This window comes from Nocardia sp. NPDC058518 (genome assembly GCF_042719655.1).
Classification (GTDB): Bacteria; Actinomycetota; Actinomycetes; order Mycobacteriales; family Mycobacteriaceae; genus Nocardia.
The window spans coordinates 1-22,417 of the sequence record NZ_JBHXNJ010000003.1; the positions used below are offsets into that span (position 1 = coordinate 1).

The window sequence follows — 22,417 nt, forward strand, 5'->3', positions numbered from 1 at the left end:
CACTGCGACCTGGATGGCGTGATCAGTGAAGGCGCGGCGGAGATCGGTCCGTTCGCGCGCCTGCGCCCGGGTACCGTGCTGGCCGAGGGCTCGCACGTCGGCAATTTCGTGGAAACCAAGAAGGTCGTGCTCGGCGCCGGCAGCAAGGCCAACCACCTCACCTATCTGGGCGATGCGGTGATCGGCAGCAAGGTCAACATCGGCGCGGGCACCATCACCTGCAACTACGACGGCGTGAACAAGTCGCAGACCACCATCGGCGACAACGCCTTCGTCGGGTCGAACCGCTGCTCACCCGCGGTTACGACCAGCCCGTACGTTCGGGTGTAGCCGGAGCCGTAGGCGCTCGGCGCGTAGCGGCAGGTCATTACCAGGCGTGTGCGGTCACCGTCGCGGACCAGCTTCACCTGCGCGCTCACCGGGGTCTGCTCCACCGCCTGCATCTGTTGCTCCGCGACGATCTGTTCGGTCGGCGTGTCCGAGCGCGCCATGGTGATCGTGACCGGAATCGCGATCGCCACCGCGGCCGCGGCAGCCGCCACCGCGCTCCCGACACTCACCCAGCGCCGCCGCTTCCTGCGCCGTTCGGCGGCCGCGGCCAGTGCCGGGAGCAGGTCGGGGACCTGCGGCGCATCCGGCTCCGGCGCCTCGATCATCGACAGCGCGGTATCGCGGTCGACCAGACCGAGCATGCCCGGCATCCCGGACAGTTCGGCGACCGCCTGCTGGCAGTGGGCGCAACCGAGCAGGTGCGTCTCGTATTCGCGCCGCTCAGCGGCACCGAGCGAGCCGAGGACATAGGCAGCGTCCCAGGTGCTGTACTCGTCGGCGAGGTCGGTCATCGGTTCGTCACCCCCATCTCCTGAAGCGCCAGTCGCATGGCGCGCATGCCGTAGTGCAGGCGCGATTTCACCGTCCCCGGTGGGATGCCCAATTCGTCGGCGATCTGGGCCATGCCGAGGCCGCGATAGTAGGCACGCACGATCACCTCGCGATGGTCGGGGCTCAGCGTGCTCAGTGCGTCGGCGACCAGCCAGCCGTCCAGTGCCCGATCCGATTGATCGGGGCTCACCTGCTCCGGTGGGGTGTCGGTGCCGAACTCGCGGCGGTGCCTAGCGCTGCGATGTTCGTCGACCGCGAGATTACGAGCCACGGTGAACAACCATGCGCGCGGTGAGGTTTCGGTCTGCTCCAGCACGGCGGGGCGTTGCCAGGCGCGCAGCAGCGTCTCCTGCACGATGTCCTCGGCCCGGCCGGGATCGCGCACCAGCCCGAGGGTGAAACGCCACAGTGCGGGTGCGTGCTCGGCGTAGAGCGCGCGCATCAATTCGTCGCGACCATCGTTCATCGGCGGCCCTGGTCACTGCTCGTCGTAATTCATGAGTCACTCCTGCTCGTCGAAGGAGTAACGGCGTCAGTTGCGTTCGAGTTCAATCGGGTGTGTCGCCAGCAGGGCCAGCGGCAGCGGCTGACGCCGCAATACCGCGGCCCACAGGTCATGGCGGTCGGTGGCGATCGGGTCCGAGGGCAGCGCCGACACCACGATCCAGTCGTCGTTGTCGAGTTCGCCGTCGAGCTGGCCCATCGACCAGCCCGCGTACCCGGCGAAGATCCGGATCTGCTCGATGAGCGGGCCGATCTCGGCGGGGTCGGCGTCCAGATCGACCAGCACCACCCGGCCGTCGACCCGGCGCAGCCCGCGGATATCGGAGATGTCGACGCCCGCGCGCAGCACCGCCAGGCACAGCGCAGCATCGCGTTTGACCGGGCCGCCGATGTAGAGGTCGGTCGGGGCGGCGGCCAGGTCGGCCCAGGCGGGCAGCACATCGATGACCGGGGTCTCGCTCGGCCGGTTCAGCACCACGCCGAGGCTGCCCGCGTCGTTGTGCTCGATCACGTACACCACGGTGCGCCGGAAAGTAGGTTCCACCAGGTCGATCGCGGACACCAGCAGGTTGCCCGCCCGGACGTTCACCGCGGGCTGACCGCGCCGCCGATCGTCACCGTGCCCGTCGCGAGTCCGGCGCTCGTCCGGGTCGTCTCCGCCTGCCACCGAGTCATCATCGCATTGGAGCGGCGGTACGCGCTTCCCGCGGACCGGATCGGAACCGGAATTTCTTCACGCGCGTGCCCGTGGGATCGCCCGGTAGGGTCGCGCTATGCACTTGCCCGAGGTCCTGCTCGACGACAGCGACGCCGTGTACGACTACTACCTGCGGCATCAGCAGAACAGGTGGAAGGCGCTGGCTTCGTACGCGGTGCTGGCCCGGCGGTTCCGGCCGCGCGTGATGTTCACCGATGGCGCGAAACAGCAGCTGAAGGCGCTGGTCCGCAGTGGGCGTCCGGTGATCTTCGCGATCAACCATCTGTCCACCAGCGACCCGTACACGATCGCGGCGACGGCGTGGCGCTCACCGTTGCGCTCGAAGATCGGGCGGATCCGGGTGCTGGCCAAGGATGAGCTCTTCATCGATCCCGAGCAGCGCCGCAAGGTGGACATGATGGGTGGGATCCCGGTGTTCCGCGGCAAGGATCATGGGATTCGGGCGGTCAATGCCGCAGGTCAGCGCATGATGGATGTGTGCGCGCAGCGGTTGGCCGCCGGTGACCACCTCGCGATCTTCCCCGAGGGGACCTGCAATGAGGTAGATCACACCAAGGTGCAGGCGGTCGGTAGCGGGATCGGGCATATCGCGTTCCGTGCGGCCAAACTGGATGCCGCGCCCGCGCTGGTCGCCATCGGCATGAATTACGGGAACCGCGACGCTACCGTCGAAACGACCGCTGCCGAGGTGGTGTCCGGGGTCGCGTACTTCCGGGCGCCGATTCTCGAGTTGCCGCAGCGGCCCGCCGACATCGCCAGGCTCGTCAAAGAAGAGCTGCAACTGGCTGTCGACGGGGCCGTCGCGCATTACTGAGGTAGGCCGAACAACTCTCTGGCTCGCTGCGGGACATAGGCGATGTAATCGGGATGGGTGGTGATGAAATGCAGAACCACCGGGCACATCGGCAGCACGCTGAAGCCTTGGCCGCGGCTGGCGTCGAGTGCCGACTCGACGAGGATGTTCGCTAGTCCGCGGCCTTCGAACCGGGGATAGATCTCGGTGTGGACGAGCGCGCGTTCGTCGCCGGTGTCCTGGTATTCGATGTAGCCGGCGGGTTGACCGTCGGCGGTGAGTTCGAACCGCTCGAGCGCGGTGTTGTTGCGGACCTCGGTCGCCATAGGTTGACGCTACCGTGTTGGTTGGTTTTGGCCCTTATTGTTCGGTGGTCCTTGGGGTTGCGGGATGACCGGGCGTTGGTAGTCCCAGGCAGGTTTGACGCTGTGTTTATTGGAGCGCTGGCGCGCTCGAGTCCGCGGCCCAAGGGGCCGCCGAGAAACCCCCCCGGGCACCCGCAGCACAGGCCCCATCCCGGCCGCCCGTCAACTACCTCTGCCCGATACTCCGGGGGGCGGCGCTCCCGCTACCCCCGGCCGCCCGGCCACTTCGTGGCCGCCGCTCCCCAGGGGTCGCGGGTGCGGGTTGGGAGTGCGGTCATGGCGGTTTGGGGTGAATGGTGTGGCTGGAACTGCGGGGATGCGGGTTTTGGTCTCAGGGCGGAAGATGTCGGGATGACTCGTGGACCGCTCGTTGTGCTTGCACCGGACAAGTTCAAAGGTTCGCTGTCGGCACCCGAGGTCGCGCAGGCGTTGGGACGGGGGATTGCTCGGCGGGCGCCGGGGGCGCAGGTGCGGTGTGTGCCGGTCGCCGATGGCGGCGATGGGATGGTCGACGCGTTCGTGGCGTCGGGGTGGAAACGCGTGGAGCTCGCCGCGCCTGGGCCGACGGGGGAGGTCTCGACGGCGGTGTACGCGGTGCGCGGCGATACCGCGGTGGTGGAGCTGGCGGCGGCCGTCGGGCTGGTGAAATTGCCGGGTGGGCGGCTGGATCCGCTGCGGTCCGACACCTTCGGGCTGGGGGTGGCTATCGCGCACGCGCTCGACGCGGGGGCTCGCGAGATCGTGCTCGGGCTCGGTGGGAGTGCGTCGACCGATGGCGGGGCCGGATTGTTGCGGGCGCTCGGGTTGCGGCTGCTCGATCGGGAGGGGCGGGAACTGGCGGGGGTCGCGGATGTGGCCACGATGCTCGAGCAGGTTGCCTCGGTGGATCGAGCCGGGCTGCATCCGGCGGTCGCGACGGCTCAGTTCACGCTTGCCTGCGATGTGGACAATCCGTTGCTCGGACCCGCCGGGGCGGTGGCGGTGTACGCGCCCCAGAAGGGGGCCAATCCTCGGCAGATGCTGAAACTCGAAGCAGGGCTCACCAATTGGGCCGCCGTGCTGGGTACGGGCTATGCCGAGATCGGCGGGGCGGGCGCGGCGGGTGGTACCGGGTTCGGAGTGCTCGCGGTGCTGGGGGCACAGGTGCGGAGCGGGATCGATGTGCTGCTCGAGCTGCTGGAATTCTCGACGCTGGTCGACGGGGCCACGCTGGTTGTCACCGGTGAGGGCTCGCTGGATCATCAGAGCATGCACGGGAAGGCGCCGGTCGGGGTCGCGGCCGCGGCCAAGAAGGCCGGGGTGCCGGTGGTCGCGGCGGTGGGCCGAACTCTGCTGTCGCCTGGGGAGATTCGAGCCGCCGGGTTCGCCGCTTGCTACCCGCTCAGCGACCTCGAGCCCGATCCCGCGCGTTCGATCATGGCCGCGGCGAACCTGCTCGAGCGAATCGGCGAGCGAATCGCCGTGGAACACTTGCTATGACGCGCTGATACCCACCGCGCGATTCGACGAGGGCGAAGGCGCCGGGGCGGACGTTCGGGCGGCGGTGCTCAACGCCGCGCGGTGCTCGTCGCCCCAGGATTCGAGCGGCTCCAGTGCCAGGCGCAGGGTTTCGCCCAGCTGGGTGAGCGAGTACTCCACCCGCGGGGGGATCTCGGGGAAGATCTCGCGGTGCACCACGCCGGTGCTTTCCAGATGACGCAGGTTCTCGGCGAGCACCTTCTCACTCACACCGTCGAGCATCCGCCGGATCTGGCCGAACCGCTTCGGCCCGGCGCCGAGCACCCACATCAGGTGCAGCTTCCATTTGCCGCCGACGACATCGATGGCCAGGCTCATGCCACACACATCGTGATCTGCGTCACTATTCATCTTCGGCACACCCTTCTGACCGTATTTCGAACCTCTAGGTAAGCAACCACACCCCAACGTTCGGTCTTCCCGACGATACCCGCGCCGACCACCATGGAATGCGGCGCCGAACCATCCAGTTGTCGAGTATCGAAGGGCCACAACATGTCCGAGCAAACCGCTTCCGTTTCCGTTCTCGGCCTCGGCCCGATGGGCCAGGCCATGGTCAAGGCCTTCCTCGAAGCAGGCGTCGAGGTGACGGTATGGAATCGCAGCACCGCCAAGGTCGACGCGCTGGTGGCGCTGGGTGCCAAGCGCGCCGACACCGTCGCCGACGCGCTCGCCGCCAACGAGGTCTCCGTGCTCAGCCTGACCCACTACGACGCCATGTACGACGTGCTCGGTCAGGCCGTCGACCAGCTGCCAGGCAAGGTCATCGCCAACCTGTCCTCCGATTCACCGGACAAGGCGCGGGCGGGCGCGAAGTGGGTTCGTGAGCGCGGCGCCGAATTCCTCTCCGGCGGCGTGATGTCGGCGGGCGACAATATCGTCCACCCCTCGTCCTACATCTTCTACAGCGGCCCGAAGGCGGTATTCGACGCGCACGCCGAGCTGCTGCGCCCGCTCAGCCCGCAGGAATACCTCGGCGCCGACGACGGCTTGGCCCAGATCTTCTACCAGGCCTTGCTGATCACCTTCCACCCCTGGTTGCTGGCGTTCGACCAGGCGTCGGCGATGATCGCGAACTCCGGTCACAGCATCGACCAGTTCGTGCCGTTCGCCGTCCGCTCCGCCGGCGCCTACCCGTTCTTCATCGAACAGTTCGCCGAGGCGAACAAGGTAGGCGGCTTCGCGGAGCTCTCGCACCTGAAGATGATGGACGCGGGCGCCCAGCACATCATCGACGCCAGCGAGGAGGCAGGCGTCGACGCGAGCTTGTCCCACCTCGCCCAGTCGTTCTGGCGCAAGGCTGTCGCCGCCTCCGAGGCCACCGGCAAGCAGATCTCGCCGTACGCGTTGTTCCGCGGCGAGGCGTCCTGATGCCGATCTCGGGCCGGGCGGCCGATGCGGTCACCGTCATCGGCCTCGGCCCGATGGGGCAGCAGATCGTGCGCACCTACCTCGCCGCAGGTTTCGCGGTGACGGTCTGGAATCGCACCCCCGGCAAGGCCGACGGTCTCGGTGCCCATCGCGCCGAGACCGTGGCCGACGCGGTGGCTGCGGCCGAGCTCATCCTGCTCAGCCTGACCCACTACGACGCGATGGACGAGGTTCTCGGCTCCGTGGATCTAACCGGCAAGGTCGTGGTCAACCTGTCCTCGGATTCGCCGCAGCGGACTCGGCAGGGCGCGGCGTTCGTCCGGGCTCGCGGTGGCGAGTTTCTCGCCGGTGGGGTGATGGCTCAGCCGCACGAGCTCGCTGGACCGGCGGCTTTCATCTTCTACAGCGGCCGGCCTGCGGTCTTCGAGGAACGACGAGAGTTGTTGCGGCCCTTGGCGACAACGGAATATCTGGGTGCGGATGACGGCGCGGCCCAGGTCTTCTACCAGGCCGTGCTCGCCCTGTTTCTGCCTTTGCTGCTCGGCTACGAACAGGCGCTGGCGATCGTCGACCGGTCCGGTTTCGAGATGGCTCGGTTCGTGCCCTACGCCCAGCGTTCACTGGGCAGTGTCGGCGAGCTGTACGCCGCGTGGGCGGGAACGGCCGAGGACGATGGGCCTGCCGATCCGGCGTACCTGCGGATGATGGCCGCCGGCGCGCGGCATGTGGTGGCGACCGGTGCCGCTGTCGGTGTGGACACCGTGCTGGCCGAGTCGGTTTCGTCTTATTGGGAGCGTGCGGTCGACGCGTCCGAATCGACGCTGCGGGTATTTCGCGGATGACATGCCGAAACCGTTCGGCGTGGTGCCGAACGGTTTCGGGTGTTCACGCGGTCTCGGCGCCTGATCCCAGTCTCGGGAACGGCTCGGTGGAGAACACCACTTCCACCGCAACCTCGAAATAGGCCGCCAGTCGCAGGGCGAGGTGCAGGCTGGGACTGTATTCGCCGCGTTCGAGATAGCCGACGGTTTGGTAGTGCACGCCGAGCGCTTCGGCCAGGTCCCGCCGCGAGATGCCGCGTTCGGCACGCAACATCGCGATGCGGTTGTAGATGACCTCAGAAGGCACGCTGCATCGCTTTCTCGCGGCGGACGGCCACGCTGGATCCCGACTCATGGCGGGCCGCTCGCCGCAGCACGATCGGCGCGAGCAGCAACCCGACGATCGACCATACGCCGAGCACTGCGACGGTCTCGAGGTGCCGCCACGACCCGTCGATCTCGATCGCCGCAGCCTCGGCGGGCAGCAGTGCCGAGCGCATGCCGAGGCCGAGCCAGTACATCGGGAAGAGCTGGGCCAGTCCCTGCACCCAGCCGGGGAGCGCGGTGATCGGGTACCAGATGCCGGAGATGGCGATCAGTCCCATCAGCGGCAGGGTCAGCAGGAAGATCTCGCGGGCGCCGACCATCAACCCACCCAGAATGGCGCCGATCGGCAGGGTGGCCAGCAGCCCGAGCACGATCACCCAGGCCAGTGTGATCAAGGCGCCGCTCGGTGTCGACAAGCCGCCGACGATCACGGCACCGATGGCCAGCACCACCACGACCTGGACGAGTACAGCGCCCGCGGTCGTGCCGATCTTGCCGATGAAGTAGCCGAGGATCCCGTTCGGAATCGTCTTGGCGCGCAACAAGGTTCCGTCCTCCCGGTCGAGCGCGAGGACTTCGGCGATGCCGTACAGGCCGTTGAAGGCGATGATGCCGCCGAGCAGTCCGGGCACCGCCAGTTCACCGAGGGACAGCTCGGTGTCCTGGTAGGACCGGTCGCGAAGGAAGAAGATCGCGATCAGAAACAGTGCGGGAGTGAGGAACTGGCCCACCAGGCTCGGCCCGTTGGTGTACAGCTGCCGCAGCTCGATCCACATCGCCGCCAGGCCGCCCCTGATCGCTACCAGCGTGGGATTCATCGCGTGACCTCCTGCAGTGAACGGACGGGTTCGGCATCCGTGCCGGATTCGAAACGGCGGACCAGCGCCATGTAGGTGTCCTCCAGCGACGCGCGCTGCACCTCGAGGTCCTCGATCAGTTCACCGTGCTGCTTGAACAGTTCGTGGACGTATTTGGTCGACTCGGTCGTCGTGTGGACGAAACGTTGACCGTCGCGGGTCCAGCGCACCTCGGCCTCGCCCGCGGTGGCGGAGCTGAGCTCCTCCGGGGAGCCGTCGGCGATGATCCGACCACCCGCCAGGATCAGGATCCGGTCGGCCAGTTTCGCGGCTTCGTCCAGGTCGTGGGTGGTGAGCAGGACGGTGGTCTCCTCCAGATCGGCCAGTCGATGCACCAGGTCGTGGAAGTCGCGGCGGGCGGCGGGATCGAAGCCGGCCGTCGGTTCGTCCATGAAGAGCAGTTCCGGTCTGCCGACGATGCCGATCGCCACATCGAGTCTGCGTCGCTGACCCCCCGAGAGGGTGGCGATCTTCGCATCGCGCTGTTCGGTGAGACCGACCAGCTCGATGAGTTCATCGGTGTCCCATGGTCTTACGACGCGGTCTGTGGAATACGGCCGGTAGTACCCACCGAGATGGCCGAGCAGTTCGCCCACCCGCCATCTCGCGTGGTCACGCCAGGATTGGAGCACGACGCCGATGCGGGCGCGCCAGAGTTCGTCACCGTGTTCGGGATCGGCCCCCAGCACGTCGACCCGGCCGGCCGACCTCCTGCGGAACCCCTCGAGGATCTCGATCGTGGTGGTCTTGCCCGCGCCATTGGGTCCGAGCATGACGAGTACTTCCCCGCGCTCGGCTTGAAACGTCACATCGTGCAGGACGTCTGTCTCGTCGTATCGCATCCGTAGTTGCGCGACATCGAGAACGACGTTGTTGTTCGAAGTCATGAGTCCTCCCAGTCATCGACCTTCGATGAGATGTAGCATACGTACTACATTCCATCGCGGCAATACTTCACCGAATAGGGGGTCTTCGGAAACTGTGAGCACTGCTCTTGACTTTGAGGCGCGGGTCGCGCATGCTTGTACTCAACAGAGAGCAGTGCTCACAGTTTCAGGAGTGATCATCATGGACAACGCGACCCGCCACCTCCCCCCGACCGGCATCGATCCGATCGTCAACAAGATCGCCAACCTGCTGCCAAAGCTGGGGATCAGCATCATGGGTTCGCGGCTGCTGGCCGTGCGCGGCCGCAAGAGCGGTGAATGGCGCACCACCATGGTGAACGTGATGACGGCCGCCGACGGCGAGCGCTATCTGGTCGCGCCCCGCGGGCACGTCCAGTGGGTGCGCAATCTGCGCGTGGCAGGCGACGGCGAACTTCGCCTCGGCCGCAAAACCGAACAGTTCACCGCCACCGAGGTCGCCGACGCCGACAAGGTGCCGCTGCTGCGGCTGTACCTGGAGAAGTGGGGCTGGGAGGTCGGCAAGTTCTTCGACGGCGTCACCAAGGACGCGACCGACGCCGAATTGATCGCTATCGCACCGGGTTTCCCCGTTTTCCGACTCGCCTAGGGCGTGCTCAAGAACTCGATGGCGGCGGCGTAGCCATAGATTCCCAGCCCCGCGACGACCGCGGTGGCGATCGGGGAGATGAACGAGTGGTGCCGGAACTCCTCGCGCGCGTGCACATTGCTGATGTGCACCTCGACGATCGGCACCTCCGGGATCACCAGGGCGTCGCGTAGCGCGACCGAGGTGTGTGTGAGACCGCCGGGATTGATGACGATGGCCGACACCTCGCCGCGGGCCTGCTGGATCCGATCGATCAGCGCACCTTCGTGATTGGACTGGAACGCGACGACCTCGCGGCCGAATCGGGTGGCGGTTCGTTCGCACAGCGCGACGACATCGTCGAGGGTGTCGGCGCCGTAGATCTCGGGCTGACGGGTGCCGAGCATGTTCAGGTTCGGTCCATTGATTATCAGGATCGGACCAGTGGCCTGCGCGGTTTCCATGTGGGCAACTGTATCTAGGTGTACCCGCCCCGGATCGTATGGTGGCTGTGTTTTTGGAGCGCTGGCGCGCTCGAGCGGGCCCCTGGGGGGCCCTGATCTTCCCTCCCTCCGGGTACTCCTTCGTCGCACCCTCCGGTCAGTCCAGATCAGGGCGGGGCCCTTTGGGTAGAGACATACGGGCTGTACCCGTTCCGCTGGGGACTACAAGCCCGTGGGTCCCTCCGAGCGCAGGTCGTCGACCTTGCGCATGGCTTCGCGGAGTTCGGCCAGCCAGGTTTCGGCGTGCTTGCCCGCGAGTTTGACCGTCCAGGCCAGGGCGTCGGCGCGGGAGCGGGCCACGCCTGCGTCGATGAGGGTGTCGAGGACCTGGCGTTCGGGCTGGCGTAGGCGGGTCATCACGGGGACGGCCAAGTGGGTGAAGATGATTCGTTCGCCGTCCACTTTCACGCCCCAGGCGACGCTGCGGCCATAGCGGCGCTGGGCCTCGTCGGCGATCTGCATGCGGGCCGGGCGGGTCGACTCGCGGAAGCGGGCGAGCGCGCCTTCTTTGGTGGCTGCCGGGGTGCTCGCGTCGCCGGAGACGGGCAGTTCGCCGACCACGACGATCTCGTCGCGGTCGATCTCGATCTCCACCGGCCCGGTGAACCAGTCGGCGGGCAATCGTCCGGCGAACCAGTCGGGGGCGTCGGCGGGATCGGGAAGGTCGGCTTGCTGCCAACCGCCGGGTCGGCCGAATCCGCGTCCGCGTTTGTCGTTCCGCATGGAAATCACCTGCTATCTCTGTTGCGCACTTTGCGTTGATTACAAGATTACGCCGATATCAGCGCGTTGGATTCCGCTCTGCGTGAACGGGTGCGCACCGGCCCGGCACGGCCGACGCCGTGCGGTTGGATGGAGATGGCCTGGGTACCCTCGCGTTGAATCGCCGGACAAATGCGAGATCCGCACCACGCGGCGCGGCTGTCGGTACGGTTGACACAGCAGTTGTTGCCGCTTACTGGGCGAGGTTGGAAAACGGACCCTCATTCGGGCGAGATTTCCGGCACAATCGAAGCGTCGAGGTCGGGCAGTGGCCCGACTTACCGGGGCATTGGAGACGGGTCAACTTCCGGTACGGTGGATTTGTTACCGGAGTGGCAAGAGTGAAGAGTGGGCGATATGGATGTGTGGGGATCCCGCCGCTTTCGCGTCCGGGGCGCAATGGCGATCGCGGGGGTTGCGACCCTCGCCATGGCACTGTGCTCGTGCGGAGTGGGTGGGAAGACGAGTGAGTCGGAGACGGTGGTCCAGCGGTTCACCGAGCTCCTCGATGTGCAGGACTACGGCAAGGCCGCCGACCTGACCTCGTACCCCGCTGCCGCGTCGGCAACCATGAAGCAAATGTTCGAGGGCCTGCAATCGGGCACCGTCGACTACGAGGCGTCACAGGTCATCGACCTCGACAAGCAATCGGCGATCTTCAGCATGGAGGTCGCCTGGAACTTCGGCGAGAAGAAGGACTGGACCTACACACTGCAGGGCACCGTCCGCAAGCTCGCCATCGGCTGGCGGATCTCCTGGGAGCCCGCGGTGGTGATGCCGCAGCTCACCAACAATCGCACCGTCAAGCTGGTGCGCACGAACGCGAAGCCGCCGCCGAAGGTTGTCGACCTGCCGGGTGAGGCGCTGATGACCGAGCAGACACTCAACGTCATCAAGATCGACCCCAGCCGCACCGGCGATCTCGTCGGCACCACCAACGCGCTCGCCGACGCCATCGAACCGGTCGCATCGCTCATCACCGGGCCATCGCTGATGCAGCAGTTGGCGGTCTCGCAGGGCAAGCCGATCGTCGCGGTGAACCTGCGAGAGGGGGATTTCGCGATCCTGGAACCGCGGATGGCCAAAGTGCCGGGCGTGGTGATGGAGAAGCAGACCAAACTGATCTCCGCCGACCGGCGCACGCGCTCGCCGATGCTCGACGCGCTGCACAAGGTATGGCAGGACAGCCTCGACGCGACGTCGGGCTGGGGTGTGCAGATCTTCGAGGCCGACGGCAGGTTCGTCAACCAGGTGGCCGGATATCAGGGGCCTGCCGGGCCGGATATCGCCGCGACGCTGGATCAGCGACTACAGCGTGCCGCCGAAGCCGCGGTCGTGAGCGTGGGGACCGCGGCCACTGTCGTGGCCATCCAGCCCTCGACCGGCGCGGTCGTCGCGGTGGCGCAGAACTCCTACGCCACCGCAAAGGGCCCGGTCGCCTTCACCGGGCTGTTCCCGGCCGGCGGCACGATGGAGTTGTTCCGCGCCGTCGCTGCGGCGACCAAGAACAAGCCGCCGCAGGACGTGACGGTGCAGGAAGCGGCCGAGGCGGCCACCGCGCTCGGCGTCGGCGTCGACTTCAAGGTGGCCGGGCTCGACGAGGTGACCGGGCGGATCAGCGCGCCCGGCCGCAGCACCGAACAGGTACGTCAGGGTGCGGGTGCCGATGCGGTCCAGGTCAGTCCCTTCGGCATGGCCATCGCGGCCGCCGCGATCTGGCGTGGCTCGGTGGTGCCGCCGATGATCGTGGCGGGCAATCCCGGCACGACCGATACGCCCGTTCCCGCGCTGTCCCAGCCCGCGGTGGACCGGTTGCGCGCGATGATGCACGAGGGCATCGGTAAGCCGGAAACCGCTGCGCTGCGCGGATTCCGCGATATCACCGCGTTCGCCGCGACCGGCGACACCGACGGCTGGCTGCTGGCCACGATGGGCGATCTGGTCTTCGCGGTGCACATCGCCGACGTCGACAGTGGTGACGCCACTTCACGCCTGGCGGCTGTACTCCTCAAATCTCTGGCGACGCCCGAACCCTGATACGCGCGATAAGCGCTGATCAAGCGGGTACATGGGTAACTCGCCGGGGACGGGCTAACATCAGTCGGTCCTACCGGCGGCCGCGTGGCTGCTGATAACGCACCTGAATCTGGCCCAGAGTCGCGGGGAGGCGGAAATGCGATACGCGCCGTTCGGTATCGATGCTCTATTGGTGATCGTCTTCTGTGCGATCGGGAGGCGCAGTCACGACGAGGCCGTCCTCGCCGGTCTGCTGAAAACGGCGTGGCCCTTCGGGTTAGGGCTGATCCTCGGCTGGGGGTTAGCGGTGCTCGTCGCGCCGAGTACGCGGTTCGACGCAACGGCGTTGTGGCCGAGCGGAATCCTGATCTGGGCGGGCACCTTCGTCGGCGGGATGGTCTTTCGCGCCATCAGCGGACAGGGTGTCGCGCTCAGCTTCATGATCGTCGCGGCGAGCGTGCTCGCGCTGTTCCTGCTGGGTTGGCGGGCGGCCATTCGCGCGTTGCGGTGATCAGATTCGTCGCTGCTGCTTGAATTCCTGCTCGTATTCCTCGTCGTCGGCTTGCGGTGTGCGGAACAGGAACGCGAACACGATCCAGCCCACGACGGCGACCAGAATGAAGCTGACCAGCCGGTAGACGAACGCGGCCGCGACGGCCTGCGAGGCAGGCAAGCCCGCGCCGACGGTGAGACCGTAGATCAGCGTCGCGTCCACGTAGACGATGCCGCCCGGCGCGAACGGAATGGACCCCACCGCCTTGCCCGCCGCGAACGCGATGAGCAGCCCGGACAACTTGGGATCGGCACCGACCGCGAAACAAGCGGCCCCAAGACACGCCACGTCGGCGAACCGGTGCACCAGCGCCCACACCCCGACGAGCGCCGCGTCCTTCTTCCCCAGATCGACCGACTCGAGCTGAGCCCGGATCTCGGCCAGATTGGTGATGCCGTGATCGGCGGGCTTCTTCCGCAGCCGGTTGACCAGCCCGAGCACCCGCCGCAGCACGGCCTCGAGCGTGCCGGGATGGCGGGCGAGATAGTTGCCGATGAACACGACCAGGCCGAGCACCACCAGCGAGACGACGAATTTGAACCCGATCCCCTGCCCGACCAGCGCGGCACCGCCGATTCCGAGCAGCGCCAGCCCGGCGGCGGCGACCACACCCGAGAAGACCAGCTGCCAGGAGGCGACGATCGGGCTCGCGCCCCAGCGCCGGGTCTGGCGGTAGGTGAACGCGGTGGAGAAGACCTGGCCCGCGGGCAACGTCAGCGACATCGCGGTCGCGCCGTAGACCACCGACACCGATTTCCCCTGGCTGACATCCACCCCGCCCGCGTGCAGCAGCTGCTTCTGCACGCGCCCGAATCCGCTCATCGACATCGCCTGCAGGACGATGCACAGGAACAGCCAACCCCAGTGGATCTCAGTGAGCGTGCGCCAGGATTCGTGCAGGCGGGGCCACAGATACACGCCTTCGCCGACGAGCAGCGCGAGGACCACCGCGCCGAGCACCCACTTGACCCACCTGAACCGGCGGCGGCGCTCGGCCGGTGCCCCTGTTAGGTCGCCGTCGGCCGTCACGGTCTCAGCCTAACGAACGCATCTGTTCTCCCTCGTCCTCGCGCGGCGCGGCGATCGCGGACTTCGGCCAGGCCAGGCGGGTTTTTCTGCGTCTGCCGCGCAGTTGGACCTCGTCTCCTGTTATCCAATGTTCTTGCTCGCTTTCGTCGGCGAAGTAGAGCGCGCTGCCCGAAGCGAGAACGCGGCCGGGATGATCTTTGGCCAATTCCGTGAGCCGCGACGCCTCGTTGACGGGGTCGCCGATCACGGTGTATTCGAAACGATTCGCGGCACCGATGTTTCCGGCGACCGCCAGGCCCGCCGAGACGCCGATGCCGATGTCGAGGCTGGTCACCTCGCGCAGTGCCTCGCGCAGATCGCGGGCCGCGGCGAGCGCGGCACTCGGTGCGTCGGGGCGATCCAGCGGGGCGCCGAAGATGGCCAGCGCCGCGTCGCCGACGAACTTGTTCACGAATCCGTGATGGCTGTCGATCACGTCGACCACCACCCGGAAGAACTCGTTGAGCAGGCTGACCACCTCGGTCGGCGGGCGTTCGGCCGCGGCGGCGGTGGAGCCGACCATGTCCACGAACAGAACGGCCACGAATCGGGTCTCACCGCCCAGTTCGGTGCCGTAGTCCAGTGCCCGTTGCGCCACGTCCTCGCCCACGTGCTGGCCGAACAGCTCCTGCAGCTTGCGCCGCTTGGCCGCCTCGTCCATCATCCGGTTGAAGCCGACCTGCAACAGCCCGATCTCGCTGCCGTCGTAGACCTCCACCTGCACATCACGCGAGCCGCCCTGCACCCTGTTGATGGCTTGGGACAACTGGCGCACCGGGTCGGAGATCGACGAACCGGTCAGCATCGACAGCGCCAGCGCCTGCAGGATCACCACGCCACACAGCAGCAGGATCGAGATCGCCAGGGACTTCGCCGAGAACTTCACATCCGAGGAGATCTGGGTGACGCACAGCAGCACGATCGCGATGGTCGGCGCGAAGGTGCCCATACCCCAGGTCATCGCCATGCGGGTGCCGACGCCGGGCGTCAGCGTGTGGTCGAAGGAGCCCTCGGTCAGCGCCTCGGCGGCCACCGGGCGCAGGATGCGCTCGCCGAGCATGTAGGTGAAGCCGAACACGATGGTGGCGGCCATGCACTCGGTGACGATCACCGCGCCCGCCAGCTCGGGCGATTCGGTGATGATCATGGCGGCCAGGATCCCGCCGCCGATGATCCACAGCACCAGGTGCACGATCGACTGCCGCAGCGGCACGTGCAGCGCCGCCATCTGCTCACGTCTGCTCGGTGGCCCGCCGCGCATCTGCCAGCGCATCACCGGCCGCAGCATGAACGCGGCGGCGCAGATGCTCAGCACCGCGGCGACACCGAAAACGAGCAGGGGCGCGAGCAGACCGGTCTGGCGCACCCCACCCGGATCGCCCTCGGGAACCGGCAGGCCGTATTGGATGAACGCCCACACCAGCACCGCGCCGAAGGCATTGGCCAACAGCACCGACGTCAGATACAGCGGCCAGCGCGTTCGCATGGTCTGTTTGACCGCTTCCAAGGGCGCCGACACGACCACCAATCTAGCGTTCGGACCGATAGGCTCTGTCGGGTGACCGACCAGAAGGTAGTTTCGGGGCCCACGTCGTCGCCGTGGAGCTCGGACGCCGAGGCAGTTCATCCCCTGGTCCGGAAAGCCGCGGCATGGAGCTGGCGGTTGCTGATCATCTTCGGCGCGTTGCTCGCGGTGGGGATGCTCGTGCAGAAGTTCGCCACGGTGGTGATCCCGCTGGCGATCGCCCTGCTCGCCGCGGCGCTGCTCGCGCCGCTGGTCGATTGGATGCAGCGGGTCGGGATCCCGCGTTCGCTCGGCGTGTTCGTCGCGCTGCTCGGGTCGATCGGGCTGCTCGCGGGGGTGCTGACCTTTGTCGTCGAACAGTTCGTCGACGGTGTGCCCGGACTGTCCAACGAGGTCACCAACAGTGTGCACAAGGTGCAGGACTGGTTGATCAACGGTCCGCCGCACCTGAGCGATCAGCAGATCCGCAGTGCGGGCGACACCATCGTGCGCACCATTCAGGACAACCGCGAGAGCCTGACCAGCGGCGCGCTGACCACCGCCACCGCCATCGGCCACATTCTCACCGGCGCGTTCCTGATCCTGTTCATCCTCATCTTCTTCCTCTACGGCGGGGATCAGATCTGGAACTTCATCACCCGGATCATCCCCACCGCGCACCGCGAAAAGGTCCGCACCGCCGGCGAATTGGGCTTCGGGACGCTGGTCGGGTTCGTGCGCGCCACCGTCGTGGTAGCGGCGGTCGACGCGATCGGTATAGGAGCCGGGCTGGCGATTCTGCATGTGCCACTCGCGCTGCCGCTGGCCTCGCTGGTGTTCATCAGTGCGTTCATCCCGATCATCGGCGCGTTCTTCGCCGGGTTCGTCGCGGTGTTCATCGCCCTGGTCACCAAGGGTTTGGTGACCGCGCTGATCGTGCTCGGCATCATCATCGCGGTGATGCAGCTGGAAGGCCATGTGCTGCAACCGCTGCTGCTGGGCCGGGCCGTGAGCATCCATCCGCTGGCCGTGGTGCTGGCCATCACCGCCGGTTTGGTCGTGGGCGGGATCGCGGGGGCACTGCTCGCGGTGCCGTTGATCGCGGTGGGCAACACCGCGATCCGGTACCTGCTCGCAGACAGCCCGGCGGAGGCCTTCGGCGAACTGGTCGCCACCGAAGAGCGAAAACGGTTCACCGCCGAGCCCGACAAACCGGAGCCCCCAGGCCGCTTCGACGTGGCGAAGCGGCTGCGCAAGGAAGAAGCCGAGTCCGGCGATGCGGACCCACACAGCTGAGCTGAGCTCGGCCGATGCCGCGACCGCGCCACTGTGGCGGGCCGCGCAGGCGTTTCGGCTGGTCACGCTGCTGTACGCGATCGGGCAGCAGATCGCCTCGGTGCCGTATTACGAGCATCCGCGACTGAGCTGGATGCTGATCGCGATGATGGCGATCTGGTCGGGGAGTTCGGCGCTGCTGTTGTCGCAGTGGTACTTCCCCGAGTCGACCGGGAAGATCCGCGGCTGGGTGGTGTTCGGCGATCAGGTGGTGACGATCGCGCTGATCGCCTCGACCAGGCTTGTCGCGGATTACGATTGGTACCACGGGCATCAGACCCTGCCGACGACGTTGTGGATCGCGAACTCGGTGATCTCCATGGCGATTCTGCGCGGCCCGGTCGCGGGTGTGGTTGCCGGACTGGCGATGTCGGCTGCCGTAGTAACCGTGCGGGATCAGTGGGGACAGGACGTTTGGGGCGATGCGACCGCGCCGGTCCTCGTTTCGGTGGGGTTGGCGCTCGGTCTGGCGGCCAATACCGCTCGACGGGCGCAGGGACAGCTGGAGCGGGCATTGCGGATCACGGCGGCGGCGCAGGAGCGCGAGCGGTTGGCGCGCGAGGTGCACGACGGGGTGTTGCAGGTGCTCGCGTACATCAAGCGGCGCGGTGGCGAGATAGGCGGGCCCGCACAGGAACTCGCGCAGCGAGCGGGCGAGCAGGAGGTGGCGTTGCGGGTGCTGTTGTCCGAACAGGCGCAGCAGCCCGACTCCGGTTCGGGGGAAGTGGATCTGCGGCCGCTGCTCACCGCGCGCGCTACGCCGACGGTGTCGGTGGCCACGCCGGGCGATCCGGTGCGCGTGGGACGGGTGGTCGCGCAGGAGATCGCGGCGGCGGTGACCACCGCGCTGTCGAATGTGTCGCTACATGCCGGGGCCGACGCGAAAGCCTACGTGCTGCTGGAAGACACCGGCGACGTGCTGGTGGTGAGCGTGCGAGACGACGGTGTCGGCATCGCGGCGGGGCGCCTGCAGGCGGCCGAAGCCGAAGGGCGGATGGGGGTTTCGCGGTCGATCGTCGGGCGTGTCGAGGCGCTGGGCGGTACCGCCGAGTTGCTGACCGAGGGGGAGGACCTCGGTACCGAGTGGGAATTCCGGATTCCGCGCCACCCGGCGCGCTGAGAAGAGGAGTTGGGCGATGCCGGTCATTACGGTGATGGTGGTCGACGACCATCCGATGTGGCGTGAGGGAGTTTCCCGCGATCTCGCAGAAGCCGGTTTCGAGGTGCTGGCCACCGCTGACGGCGTCGGAACGGCTTCTCGGCGCGCCGCGGCCGTGCAGCCGGATGTGGTGCTGATGGATATGCAGCTCACCGACGGGAACGGGGCCGCGGCGACCGCCGAGGTGTTGCGGGTTTCGCCGCACAGCCGGGTGCTGGTGCTGTCGGCTTCGGCAGAGCGCGACGATGTGCTCGACGCGATCAAGGCCGGGGCAAGCGGGTACCTGGTGAAGAGCGCTTCAGCTGCCGAGCTGATCGATGCTGTCACGGCTACTGCCGCAGGTCAGCCGGTGTTCACGCCCGGGTTGGCCGGATTGGTGCTCGGGGAGTACCGGCGGATGGCGACCGCCCCGGCGGCCGCTGATCAGCCGCATCGGCCGTCGTTGACCGAGCGGGAGACAGAGGTCTTGCGGATGGTGGCCAAGGGCTTGTCGGCCAAACAGATCGCTACCCGGTTGAATCTCTCGCATCGGACCGTGGAGAACCACGTGCAGGCGACGTTGCGCAAGTTGCAGCTCGCGAACCGGGTCGAGCTCACGCGCTATGCGATCGAGCAGGGCCTCGAGTAGTCGTAGTGATTAGGGGTTTGCCCTGATGTGCTCGGTGGGTGTGTCTGGTTACCCTCGATGACATGGGCGGTCCTGAATCCCTCTTCGTACCCGGCGCCGCGACGGCTGGTCCCGTCGGTGATCGTGAGCTGCGTGTTTCCGATGCCGAACGTGAGCATGTCGGCCAGTTGCTCCAGCGTGCCGTCGGGCTCGGCATGCTCTCGCTCGGGGAGTTCACCGAGCGGATGGATACCGCGCTGGCCGCCAAGACCCGTGGTGAGCTCAACGCCGTGCTGGTCGACCTGCCCGGGATGCGGGTGGCGGGTACGCCGCAGCCCGCGGCTATGCCGCGCCCACGACACATCCCGGTCCCGTCCGGTGGGTCCAATCCGAGTGCGATCCGTAGCCGGTTGTCGGGGGTTCATCGACGGGGACCGTGGCAGGTGCCGCCGGTGCTGCATCTCAACAACCTCATGTCCGGGGTGACCTTGGACTTCACCGAGGCGGTCATGCAGACGCAGATCGTCGAGATTCAGGTCGACGATTACTGCACGAGTTTGACGTTGCTTGTTCCGGCGGCTGCGACCGTCGACCTCAATGGTCTGGATTTGGTGGGGTCTTCGGCCAACAACAAGGTCCGCACAGGGCCGCCGATCGGGCCGTTGCATCTTGTTGTGCACGGGCGGATTCGGTTCGGTTCGGTCACCGCGAAGTATCCGTTGATGGTGCAGTGGAGACGGTTCCTCGGTTCGTAGGGGCACATCCGGCTCGGGGTGGTAGGCGGCTGCTCGGGGCGCGGTTCGAATTCGGGTAAGAACAGTGGGCAGGGCAGGGGTTTCTACTCATGTTCGGCGTTCCTCGCGCGCCGACTATTGGGTTATGAGTACTGGTATCGATCCCGCGCTGGTTGCGCGGCTCTCGGGTGAGTTCACCGCGCTCGGCGCCCGCATGGGTCAGCTGGGGGGCGATCTGGATGTGCTGTCCGCGCAGTTGCGGGCGGAGGTGTCGCCTGTCGCGGGTGAGGCCCCAGATGCCGGAGGCGCGCAAAGTGTTGCGAGGCAGGCAGTTCCGGGTGCGGCTCCTGGGTATGTAGGTCCGGTTGGTGGCCCGGTGTACGGGTCGGCGGACTGGCAGGCGGGTGTGCGGCACGGCGGGCCGATGGGTGCCGCGCCGTACGCGCCGAGTGGAGTGCCTGCGAATTGGGTGGGTCCGGCTGGGGCGCACGGTGGCCGTGCTGCGCCGTACGGGTCGGGAGGGGTCCCGGCGAATTGGATGGGTCCGACTGGGCCGCATGGTGGGCGTGCTGCGCCATACGGGCAGGTAGGGCAGCCGCCGGGTTGGGCGGCCGGTCGGCCTGGGGATGCGGGGCGTGGCGGGAAAGTTGGGCCTGCGCGGGAGGCCGGGGTGCCGTGGTGGCAGCGGGAAGGGGTGATTTCTCGCGTGCTAGCGGTGGCCGGGGTTGGGGTGACCCTCGTCGGGGTGTTGATGCTGTTGGTGTTGGCCGCGCAGGCGGGGTTCTTCGGTCCGATGGCGAGAGTTGTTGCCGGAGCGGGACTGTCGGTGGTTCTGGTTGGCCTCGGCTGGCGCGTGTTCGGGCGGCCGGGTGGTCGCGTTGGTGGAATTGCCTTGGTGGCCACCGGTATTGCCGGGTTGTATCTGGATGTTGTCGCGGTCACCGGGTATTACCGGTGGATTCCAGGTGGAGTCGGGCTTGCCGTGGCACTTGTGGTGGCGTTGGCCGGGGTGGGGATCGCGGTGCGGTGGCAGTCTCAGCCGTTGGCGGTGGGGGTGGTGCTGGGAGCGGCGGTGTTGTCACCGGCGTTGACCACCGAATTGATGTTGCTCGGGTTCTTGGTGGTCTTGCAGGCGGCGGGGGTTCCGGTGCAGATGCGCAGGGATTGGCCGGTGCTGCACGTCGCACGCACCTTGCCGGTGGTGCTCGCCGTGCTGGGGATGGTGGCGCTCAGCGGGATCGAGGGGGCGATCTCCGGCACGGAGGCGGAGCAGCGGCAGGGGCTGCTGCTTGCCGCGATCGCCTGTGCGGTGGTCGGGCTGGTCGGTGCGCTGCTCGCCGTGCGACGCAGGCCCGGCGACATCACCGCGAGCATCACGATCGCGCTGACCGCACTCCCGGTGCTCGCCGCCGCCGTGCTGTTCGACCGCGTGGTGAGCGCCTCGATCACGGCCGTACTGGCCACTGTGCTTCTCGGCCTCGCGGCCACGCTGATTCCGCGCCTTTCGACTGAAATCCGTAGGCACGCGGAGTCGACGGCAGGCCCCACGAAAGCCGCGACAGCTCCCGACGCACTTTCCGGCCACGCGAACGCTGCAGCCCTGGCCGGCCCCGCAAGTGCCACGGTGGTTCCGGGTCCCGAGGGTCCCGGGCTTGTCGGACCGTTGCGGATTGCGCGGCACACGGCGCTGGTTGCGGGATTGACCGGAGCCGTCGCCTTGTTGCAGACCTGCACCATCGCGTCGGGCGGTCACCCTAGACTGCTGCCGACCATGTTGTTCGCGGTCGGCCTCGCGTTCCTGGCGGTTGCCGCGGCGAGTCGCACGCGGGTGGCCGCTGGGCTAGGTATCGCCTTCGCTTTGCTGGGCGGGCTGGTGATGCTGGCGATCGCCACGCCGGAAACGCTTGCACTGCAACGACTTGCCGACGACAAACTCGATGTCTCGACGGCGGTGGCCGCGGTGGTCGGGCTTGGCGTGGCGGCGATGGTGGCGTGGACTGTGCCGCGGTTGCCACGGTGCGACGATCCCGCGCTTGTCACCGGTGTATGGATCGCGGTGAGCATCGCCGGGCTGTACTACGTGCTGGTCGCCGCGGTGTCGCTCGGCGTATCCCTAGGCGGCGCGGACGGTTTCATTATCGGCCACAGCCTCGCGACCATCGTGTGGATGGTCGTGGCGACCGGCTCGCTGTTCTACGGTCTGCGCCGACTGTCGAGTTCGCCCGCAGTGGCGAAAGTCTGCCTGGTCTCCGGCCTGCTGGTCGCCGCGGCCGCACTGGCGAAACTGTTCCTGTTCGACCTCGCGACCCTGTCCGGCCTGGTCCGCGTCACGGCCTTCCTGGCGGTCGGAATCCTGTTGCTACTCACCGGAACCCGCTACGCCCGTGCCTTCGCCGACGCCGCAACCCCGCGTCAGACCCCTTGAGAAACCGAAAACCGACCCGGCCGCAAACCTGGTGTGCGCCCTACTGAACTCCGTGTACAGCCTGGGCCGGGCGAACATCCGTCCACCGGCGATCCCCGAAC

At 67.4% G+C, this 22,417-nt stretch carries 24 protein-coding genes and 1 pseudogene; 13 read left to right on the forward strand and 12 right to left on the reverse strand.

The window, feature by feature from the left end; all coding sequences use genetic code 11:
• A pseudogene (locus ACFWPX_RS07035) lies at positions 1-330 on the forward strand (hypothetical protein); the annotation flags it as partial.
• Here the strand turns inward: ACFWPX_RS07035 and ACFWPX_RS07040 are convergent.
• The 3 genes from ACFWPX_RS07040 to ACFWPX_RS07050 form a co-directional block, all read right to left on the reverse strand.
• Complete coding sequence (locus ACFWPX_RS07040) at positions 225-842, reverse strand: zf-HC2 domain-containing protein (protein ID WP_378926585.1); 618 nt, start codon at positions 840-842, stop codon at positions 225-227. The pseudogene ACFWPX_RS07035 and the gene ACFWPX_RS07040 sit on opposite strands and share 106 nt — an antisense overlap.
• Positions 839-1,348, reverse strand: a complete 510-nt coding sequence (locus ACFWPX_RS07045; RefSeq protein ID WP_378904606.1) for a sigma-70 family RNA polymerase sigma factor — start codon at positions 1,346-1,348, stop codon at positions 839-841. The genes ACFWPX_RS07040 and ACFWPX_RS07045 overlap by 4 nt, the downstream gene beginning before the upstream one ends.
• Positions 1,349-1,414: 66 nt before the next feature.
• Positions 1,415-2,053, reverse strand: coding sequence for a YqgE/AlgH family protein (locus ACFWPX_RS07050; RefSeq protein ID WP_378926586.1), 639 nt, complete (start codon positions 2,051-2,053; stop codon positions 1,415-1,417).
• 106 nt (positions 2,054-2,159) lie between these two features.
• Between ACFWPX_RS07050 and ACFWPX_RS07055 the strand changes: the two genes are divergently transcribed.
• Positions 2,160-2,918: a lysophospholipid acyltransferase family protein gene (locus ACFWPX_RS07055; RefSeq protein ID WP_378926587.1), complete on the forward strand. Its 759-nt coding sequence runs from the start codon at positions 2,160-2,162 to the stop codon at positions 2,916-2,918.
• Here the strand turns inward: ACFWPX_RS07055 and ACFWPX_RS07060 are convergent.
• Positions 2,912-3,223, reverse strand: a complete 312-nt coding sequence (locus ACFWPX_RS07060; RefSeq protein ID WP_378916212.1) for a GNAT family N-acetyltransferase — start codon at positions 3,221-3,223, stop codon at positions 2,912-2,914. The genes ACFWPX_RS07055 and ACFWPX_RS07060 overlap by 7 nt on opposite strands.
• A 390-nt stretch (positions 3,224-3,613) precedes the next feature.
• On the opposite strand from ACFWPX_RS07060, the gene ACFWPX_RS07065 reads away from it, so the two are divergent.
• Positions 3,614-4,741, forward strand: coding sequence for a glycerate kinase (locus ACFWPX_RS07065; RefSeq protein ID WP_378926588.1), 1,128 nt, complete (start codon positions 3,614-3,616; stop codon positions 4,739-4,741).
• Here ACFWPX_RS07065 and ACFWPX_RS07070 read toward each other — a convergent pair.
• Entirely contained in the window at positions 4,736-5,131 is a 396-nt protein-coding gene (locus ACFWPX_RS07070; RefSeq protein WP_378926589.1) for a winged helix-turn-helix transcriptional regulator, read from the reverse strand. The two genes, ACFWPX_RS07065 and ACFWPX_RS07070, sit on opposite strands and share 6 nt — an antisense overlap.
• A 144-nt stretch (positions 5,132-5,275) precedes the next feature.
• Between ACFWPX_RS07070 and ACFWPX_RS07075 the strand changes: the two genes are divergently transcribed.
• Positions 5,276-6,151: an NAD(P)-dependent oxidoreductase gene (locus ACFWPX_RS07075; protein ID WP_378916221.1), complete on the forward strand. Its 876-nt coding sequence runs from the start codon at positions 5,276-5,278 to the stop codon at positions 6,149-6,151.
• Entirely contained in the window at positions 6,151-6,993 is an 843-nt protein-coding gene (locus ACFWPX_RS07080) for an NAD(P)-dependent oxidoreductase (protein ID WP_378926590.1), read from the forward strand. The genes ACFWPX_RS07075 and ACFWPX_RS07080 overlap by 1 nt, the downstream gene beginning before the upstream one ends.
• Before the next feature lie 43 nt (positions 6,994-7,036).
• On the opposite strand, the gene ACFWPX_RS07085 is transcribed toward ACFWPX_RS07080, so the two are convergent.
• Genes ACFWPX_RS07085 through ACFWPX_RS07095 form a run of 3 tightly spaced genes read right to left on the reverse strand, consistent with a single transcriptional unit; the run spans position 7,037 to position 9,043 of the window.
• Entirely contained in the window at positions 7,037-7,279 is a 243-nt protein-coding gene (locus ACFWPX_RS07085; protein WP_056823747.1) for a helix-turn-helix transcriptional regulator, read from the reverse strand.
• Positions 7,269-8,117 (reverse strand): ABC transporter permease, encoded by an 849-nt coding sequence (locus ACFWPX_RS07090; RefSeq protein ID WP_378926591.1) that lies wholly within the window; start codon positions 8,115-8,117, stop codon positions 7,269-7,271. The genes ACFWPX_RS07085 and ACFWPX_RS07090 overlap by 11 nt, the downstream gene beginning before the upstream one ends.
• Positions 8,114-9,043 carry an ABC transporter ATP-binding protein gene (locus tag ACFWPX_RS07095; protein WP_378926592.1) on the reverse strand — a complete coding sequence of 310 codons (930 nt, stop codon included), beginning with the start codon at positions 9,041-9,043 and terminating at the stop codon, positions 8,114-8,116. The genes ACFWPX_RS07090 and ACFWPX_RS07095 overlap by 4 nt, the downstream gene beginning before the upstream one ends.
• 181 nt (positions 9,044-9,224) lie before the next feature.
• Here ACFWPX_RS07095 and ACFWPX_RS07100 point away from each other — a divergent pair, with 181 nt between their 5' ends.
• Positions 9,225-9,671 (forward strand): nitroreductase/quinone reductase family protein, encoded by a 447-nt coding sequence (locus tag ACFWPX_RS07100; RefSeq protein ID WP_378916233.1) that lies wholly within the window; start codon positions 9,225-9,227, stop codon positions 9,669-9,671.
• Here ACFWPX_RS07100 and aroQ read toward each other — a convergent pair.
• Together aroQ and ACFWPX_RS07110 are read right to left on the reverse strand one after the other, a co-directional pair.
• Positions 9,668-10,114 carry a type II 3-dehydroquinate dehydratase gene (gene aroQ / locus ACFWPX_RS07105; RefSeq protein WP_378916236.1) on the reverse strand — a complete coding sequence of 149 codons (447 nt, stop codon included), beginning with the start codon at positions 10,112-10,114 and terminating at the stop codon, positions 9,668-9,670. The two genes, ACFWPX_RS07100 and aroQ, sit on opposite strands and share 4 nt — an antisense overlap.
• Positions 10,115-10,315: 201 nt before the next feature.
• Entirely contained in the window at positions 10,316-10,876 is a 561-nt protein-coding gene (locus tag ACFWPX_RS07110) for a hypothetical protein (protein ID WP_378916239.1), read from the reverse strand.
• A gap of 489 nt (positions 10,877-11,365) precedes the next feature.
• On the opposite strand from ACFWPX_RS07110, the gene ACFWPX_RS07115 reads away from it, so the two are divergent.
• Both ACFWPX_RS07115 and ACFWPX_RS07120 read left to right on the forward strand, forming a co-directional pair.
• On the forward strand, positions 11,366-12,952 hold the full coding sequence (locus tag ACFWPX_RS07115; protein WP_378926593.1) for an NTF2-like N-terminal transpeptidase domain-containing protein: 1,587 nt from the start codon (positions 11,366-11,368) through the stop codon (positions 12,950-12,952).
• Between the two features lie 136 nt (positions 12,953-13,088).
• Entirely contained in the window at positions 13,089-13,442 is a 354-nt protein-coding gene (locus ACFWPX_RS07120; RefSeq protein WP_378926594.1) for a DUF3054 domain-containing protein, read from the forward strand.
• Here ACFWPX_RS07120 and ACFWPX_RS07125 read toward each other — a convergent pair whose 3' ends face one another.
• Together ACFWPX_RS07125 and ACFWPX_RS07130 are read right to left on the reverse strand one after the other, a co-directional pair.
• Positions 13,443-14,513, reverse strand: a complete 1,071-nt coding sequence (locus tag ACFWPX_RS07125) for a YbhN family protein (protein ID WP_378926595.1) — start codon at positions 14,511-14,513, stop codon at positions 13,443-13,445.
• Between the two features lie 4 nt (positions 14,514-14,517).
• Positions 14,518-16,071 (reverse strand): adenylate/guanylate cyclase domain-containing protein, encoded by a 1,554-nt coding sequence (locus ACFWPX_RS07130; protein ID WP_378916250.1) that lies wholly within the window; start codon positions 16,069-16,071, stop codon positions 14,518-14,520.
• Positions 16,072-16,110: 39 nt separating this feature from the next.
• Between ACFWPX_RS07130 and ACFWPX_RS07135 the strand changes: the two genes are divergently transcribed.
• The 5 genes from ACFWPX_RS07135 (at position 16,111) to ACFWPX_RS07155 (ending at position 22,316) form a co-directional block, all read left to right on the forward strand.
• The gene (locus ACFWPX_RS07135) at positions 16,111-17,352 is read left to right on the forward strand and encodes an AI-2E family transporter (protein ID WP_378916252.1); all 1,242 of its coding nucleotides are present in this window, start codon (positions 16,111-16,113) and stop codon (positions 17,350-17,352) included.
• Entirely contained in the window at positions 17,333-18,511 is a 1,179-nt protein-coding gene (macS, locus tag ACFWPX_RS07140; protein ID WP_378926597.1) for a MacS family sensor histidine kinase, read from the forward strand. Before ACFWPX_RS07135 ends, macS begins: the two co-directional genes overlap by 20 nt.
• A gap of 16 nt (positions 18,512-18,527) precedes the next feature.
• Positions 18,528-19,178 carry a response regulator gene (locus ACFWPX_RS07145; RefSeq protein WP_378916257.1) on the forward strand — a complete coding sequence of 217 codons (651 nt, stop codon included), beginning with the start codon at positions 18,528-18,530 and terminating at the stop codon, positions 19,176-19,178.
• A gap of 62 nt (positions 19,179-19,240) precedes the next feature.
• Positions 19,241-19,912, forward strand: coding sequence for a DUF1707 domain-containing protein (locus tag ACFWPX_RS07150; protein WP_378926598.1), 672 nt, complete (start codon positions 19,241-19,243; stop codon positions 19,910-19,912).
• Between the two features lie 730 nt (positions 19,913-20,642).
• Complete coding sequence (locus ACFWPX_RS07155; protein WP_378926963.1) at positions 20,643-22,316, forward strand: DUF2339 domain-containing protein; 1,674 nt, start codon at positions 20,643-20,645, stop codon at positions 22,314-22,316.
• The last annotated feature ends 101 nt before the right edge of the window (positions 22,317-22,417 follow it).

Coding starts and splice junctions, on each gene's coding strand:
- ACFWPX_RS07065 (WP_378926588.1), top strand. CDS start 3,614: ATGACTCGTGGACCGCTCGTTGTGCTTGCACCGGACAAGTTCAAAGGT.
- ACFWPX_RS07145 (WP_378916257.1), top strand. CDS start 18,528: ATGCCGGTCATTACGGTGATGGTGGTCGACGACCATCCGATGTGGCGT.
- ACFWPX_RS07055 (WP_378926587.1), top strand. CDS start 2,160: ATGCACTTGCCCGAGGTCCTGCTCGACGACAGCGACGCCGTGTACGAC.
- aroQ (WP_378916236.1), bottom strand. CDS start 10,114: ATGGAAACCGCGCAGGCCACTGGTCCGATCCTGATAATCAATGGACCG.
- ACFWPX_RS07070 (WP_378926589.1), bottom strand. CDS start 5,131: ATGAATAGTGACGCAGATCACGATGTGTGTGGCATGAGCCTGGCCATC.
- ACFWPX_RS07100 (WP_378916233.1), top strand. CDS start 9,225: ATGGACAACGCGACCCGCCACCTCCCCCCGACCGGCATCGATCCGATC.
- ACFWPX_RS07080 (WP_378926590.1), top strand. CDS start 6,151: ATGCCGATCTCGGGCCGGGCGGCCGATGCGGTCACCGTCATCGGCCTC.
- ACFWPX_RS07045 (WP_378904606.1), bottom strand. CDS start 1,348: ATGAACGATGGTCGCGACGAATTGATGCGCGCGCTCTACGCCGAGCAC.
- ACFWPX_RS07090 (WP_378926591.1), bottom strand. CDS start 8,117: ATGAATCCCACGCTGGTAGCGATCAGGGGCGGCCTGGCGGCGATGTGG.
- ACFWPX_RS07155 (WP_378926963.1), top strand. CDS start 20,643: ATGCTGTTGGTGTTGGCCGCGCAGGCGGGGTTCTTCGGTCCGATGGCG.
- ACFWPX_RS07075 (WP_378916221.1), top strand. CDS start 5,276: ATGTCCGAGCAAACCGCTTCCGTTTCCGTTCTCGGCCTCGGCCCGATG.
- ACFWPX_RS07150 (WP_378926598.1), top strand. CDS start 19,241: ATGGGCGGTCCTGAATCCCTCTTCGTACCCGGCGCCGCGACGGCTGGT.
- ACFWPX_RS07120 (WP_378926594.1), top strand. CDS start 13,089: ATGCGATACGCGCCGTTCGGTATCGATGCTCTATTGGTGATCGTCTTC.
- ACFWPX_RS07040 (WP_378926585.1), bottom strand. CDS start 842: ATGACCGACCTCGCCGACGAGTACAGCACCTGGGACGCTGCCTATGTC.
- macS (WP_378926597.1), top strand. CDS start 17,333: ATGCGGACCCACACAGCTGAGCTGAGCTCGGCCGATGCCGCGACCGCG.
- ACFWPX_RS07060 (WP_378916212.1), bottom strand. CDS start 3,223: ATGGCGACCGAGGTCCGCAACAACACCGCGCTCGAGCGGTTCGAACTC.
- ACFWPX_RS07110 (WP_378916239.1), bottom strand. CDS start 10,876: ATGCGGAACGACAAACGCGGACGCGGATTCGGCCGACCCGGCGGTTGG.
- ACFWPX_RS07095 (WP_378926592.1), bottom strand. CDS start 9,043: ATGACTTCGAACAACAACGTCGTTCTCGATGTCGCGCAACTACGGATG.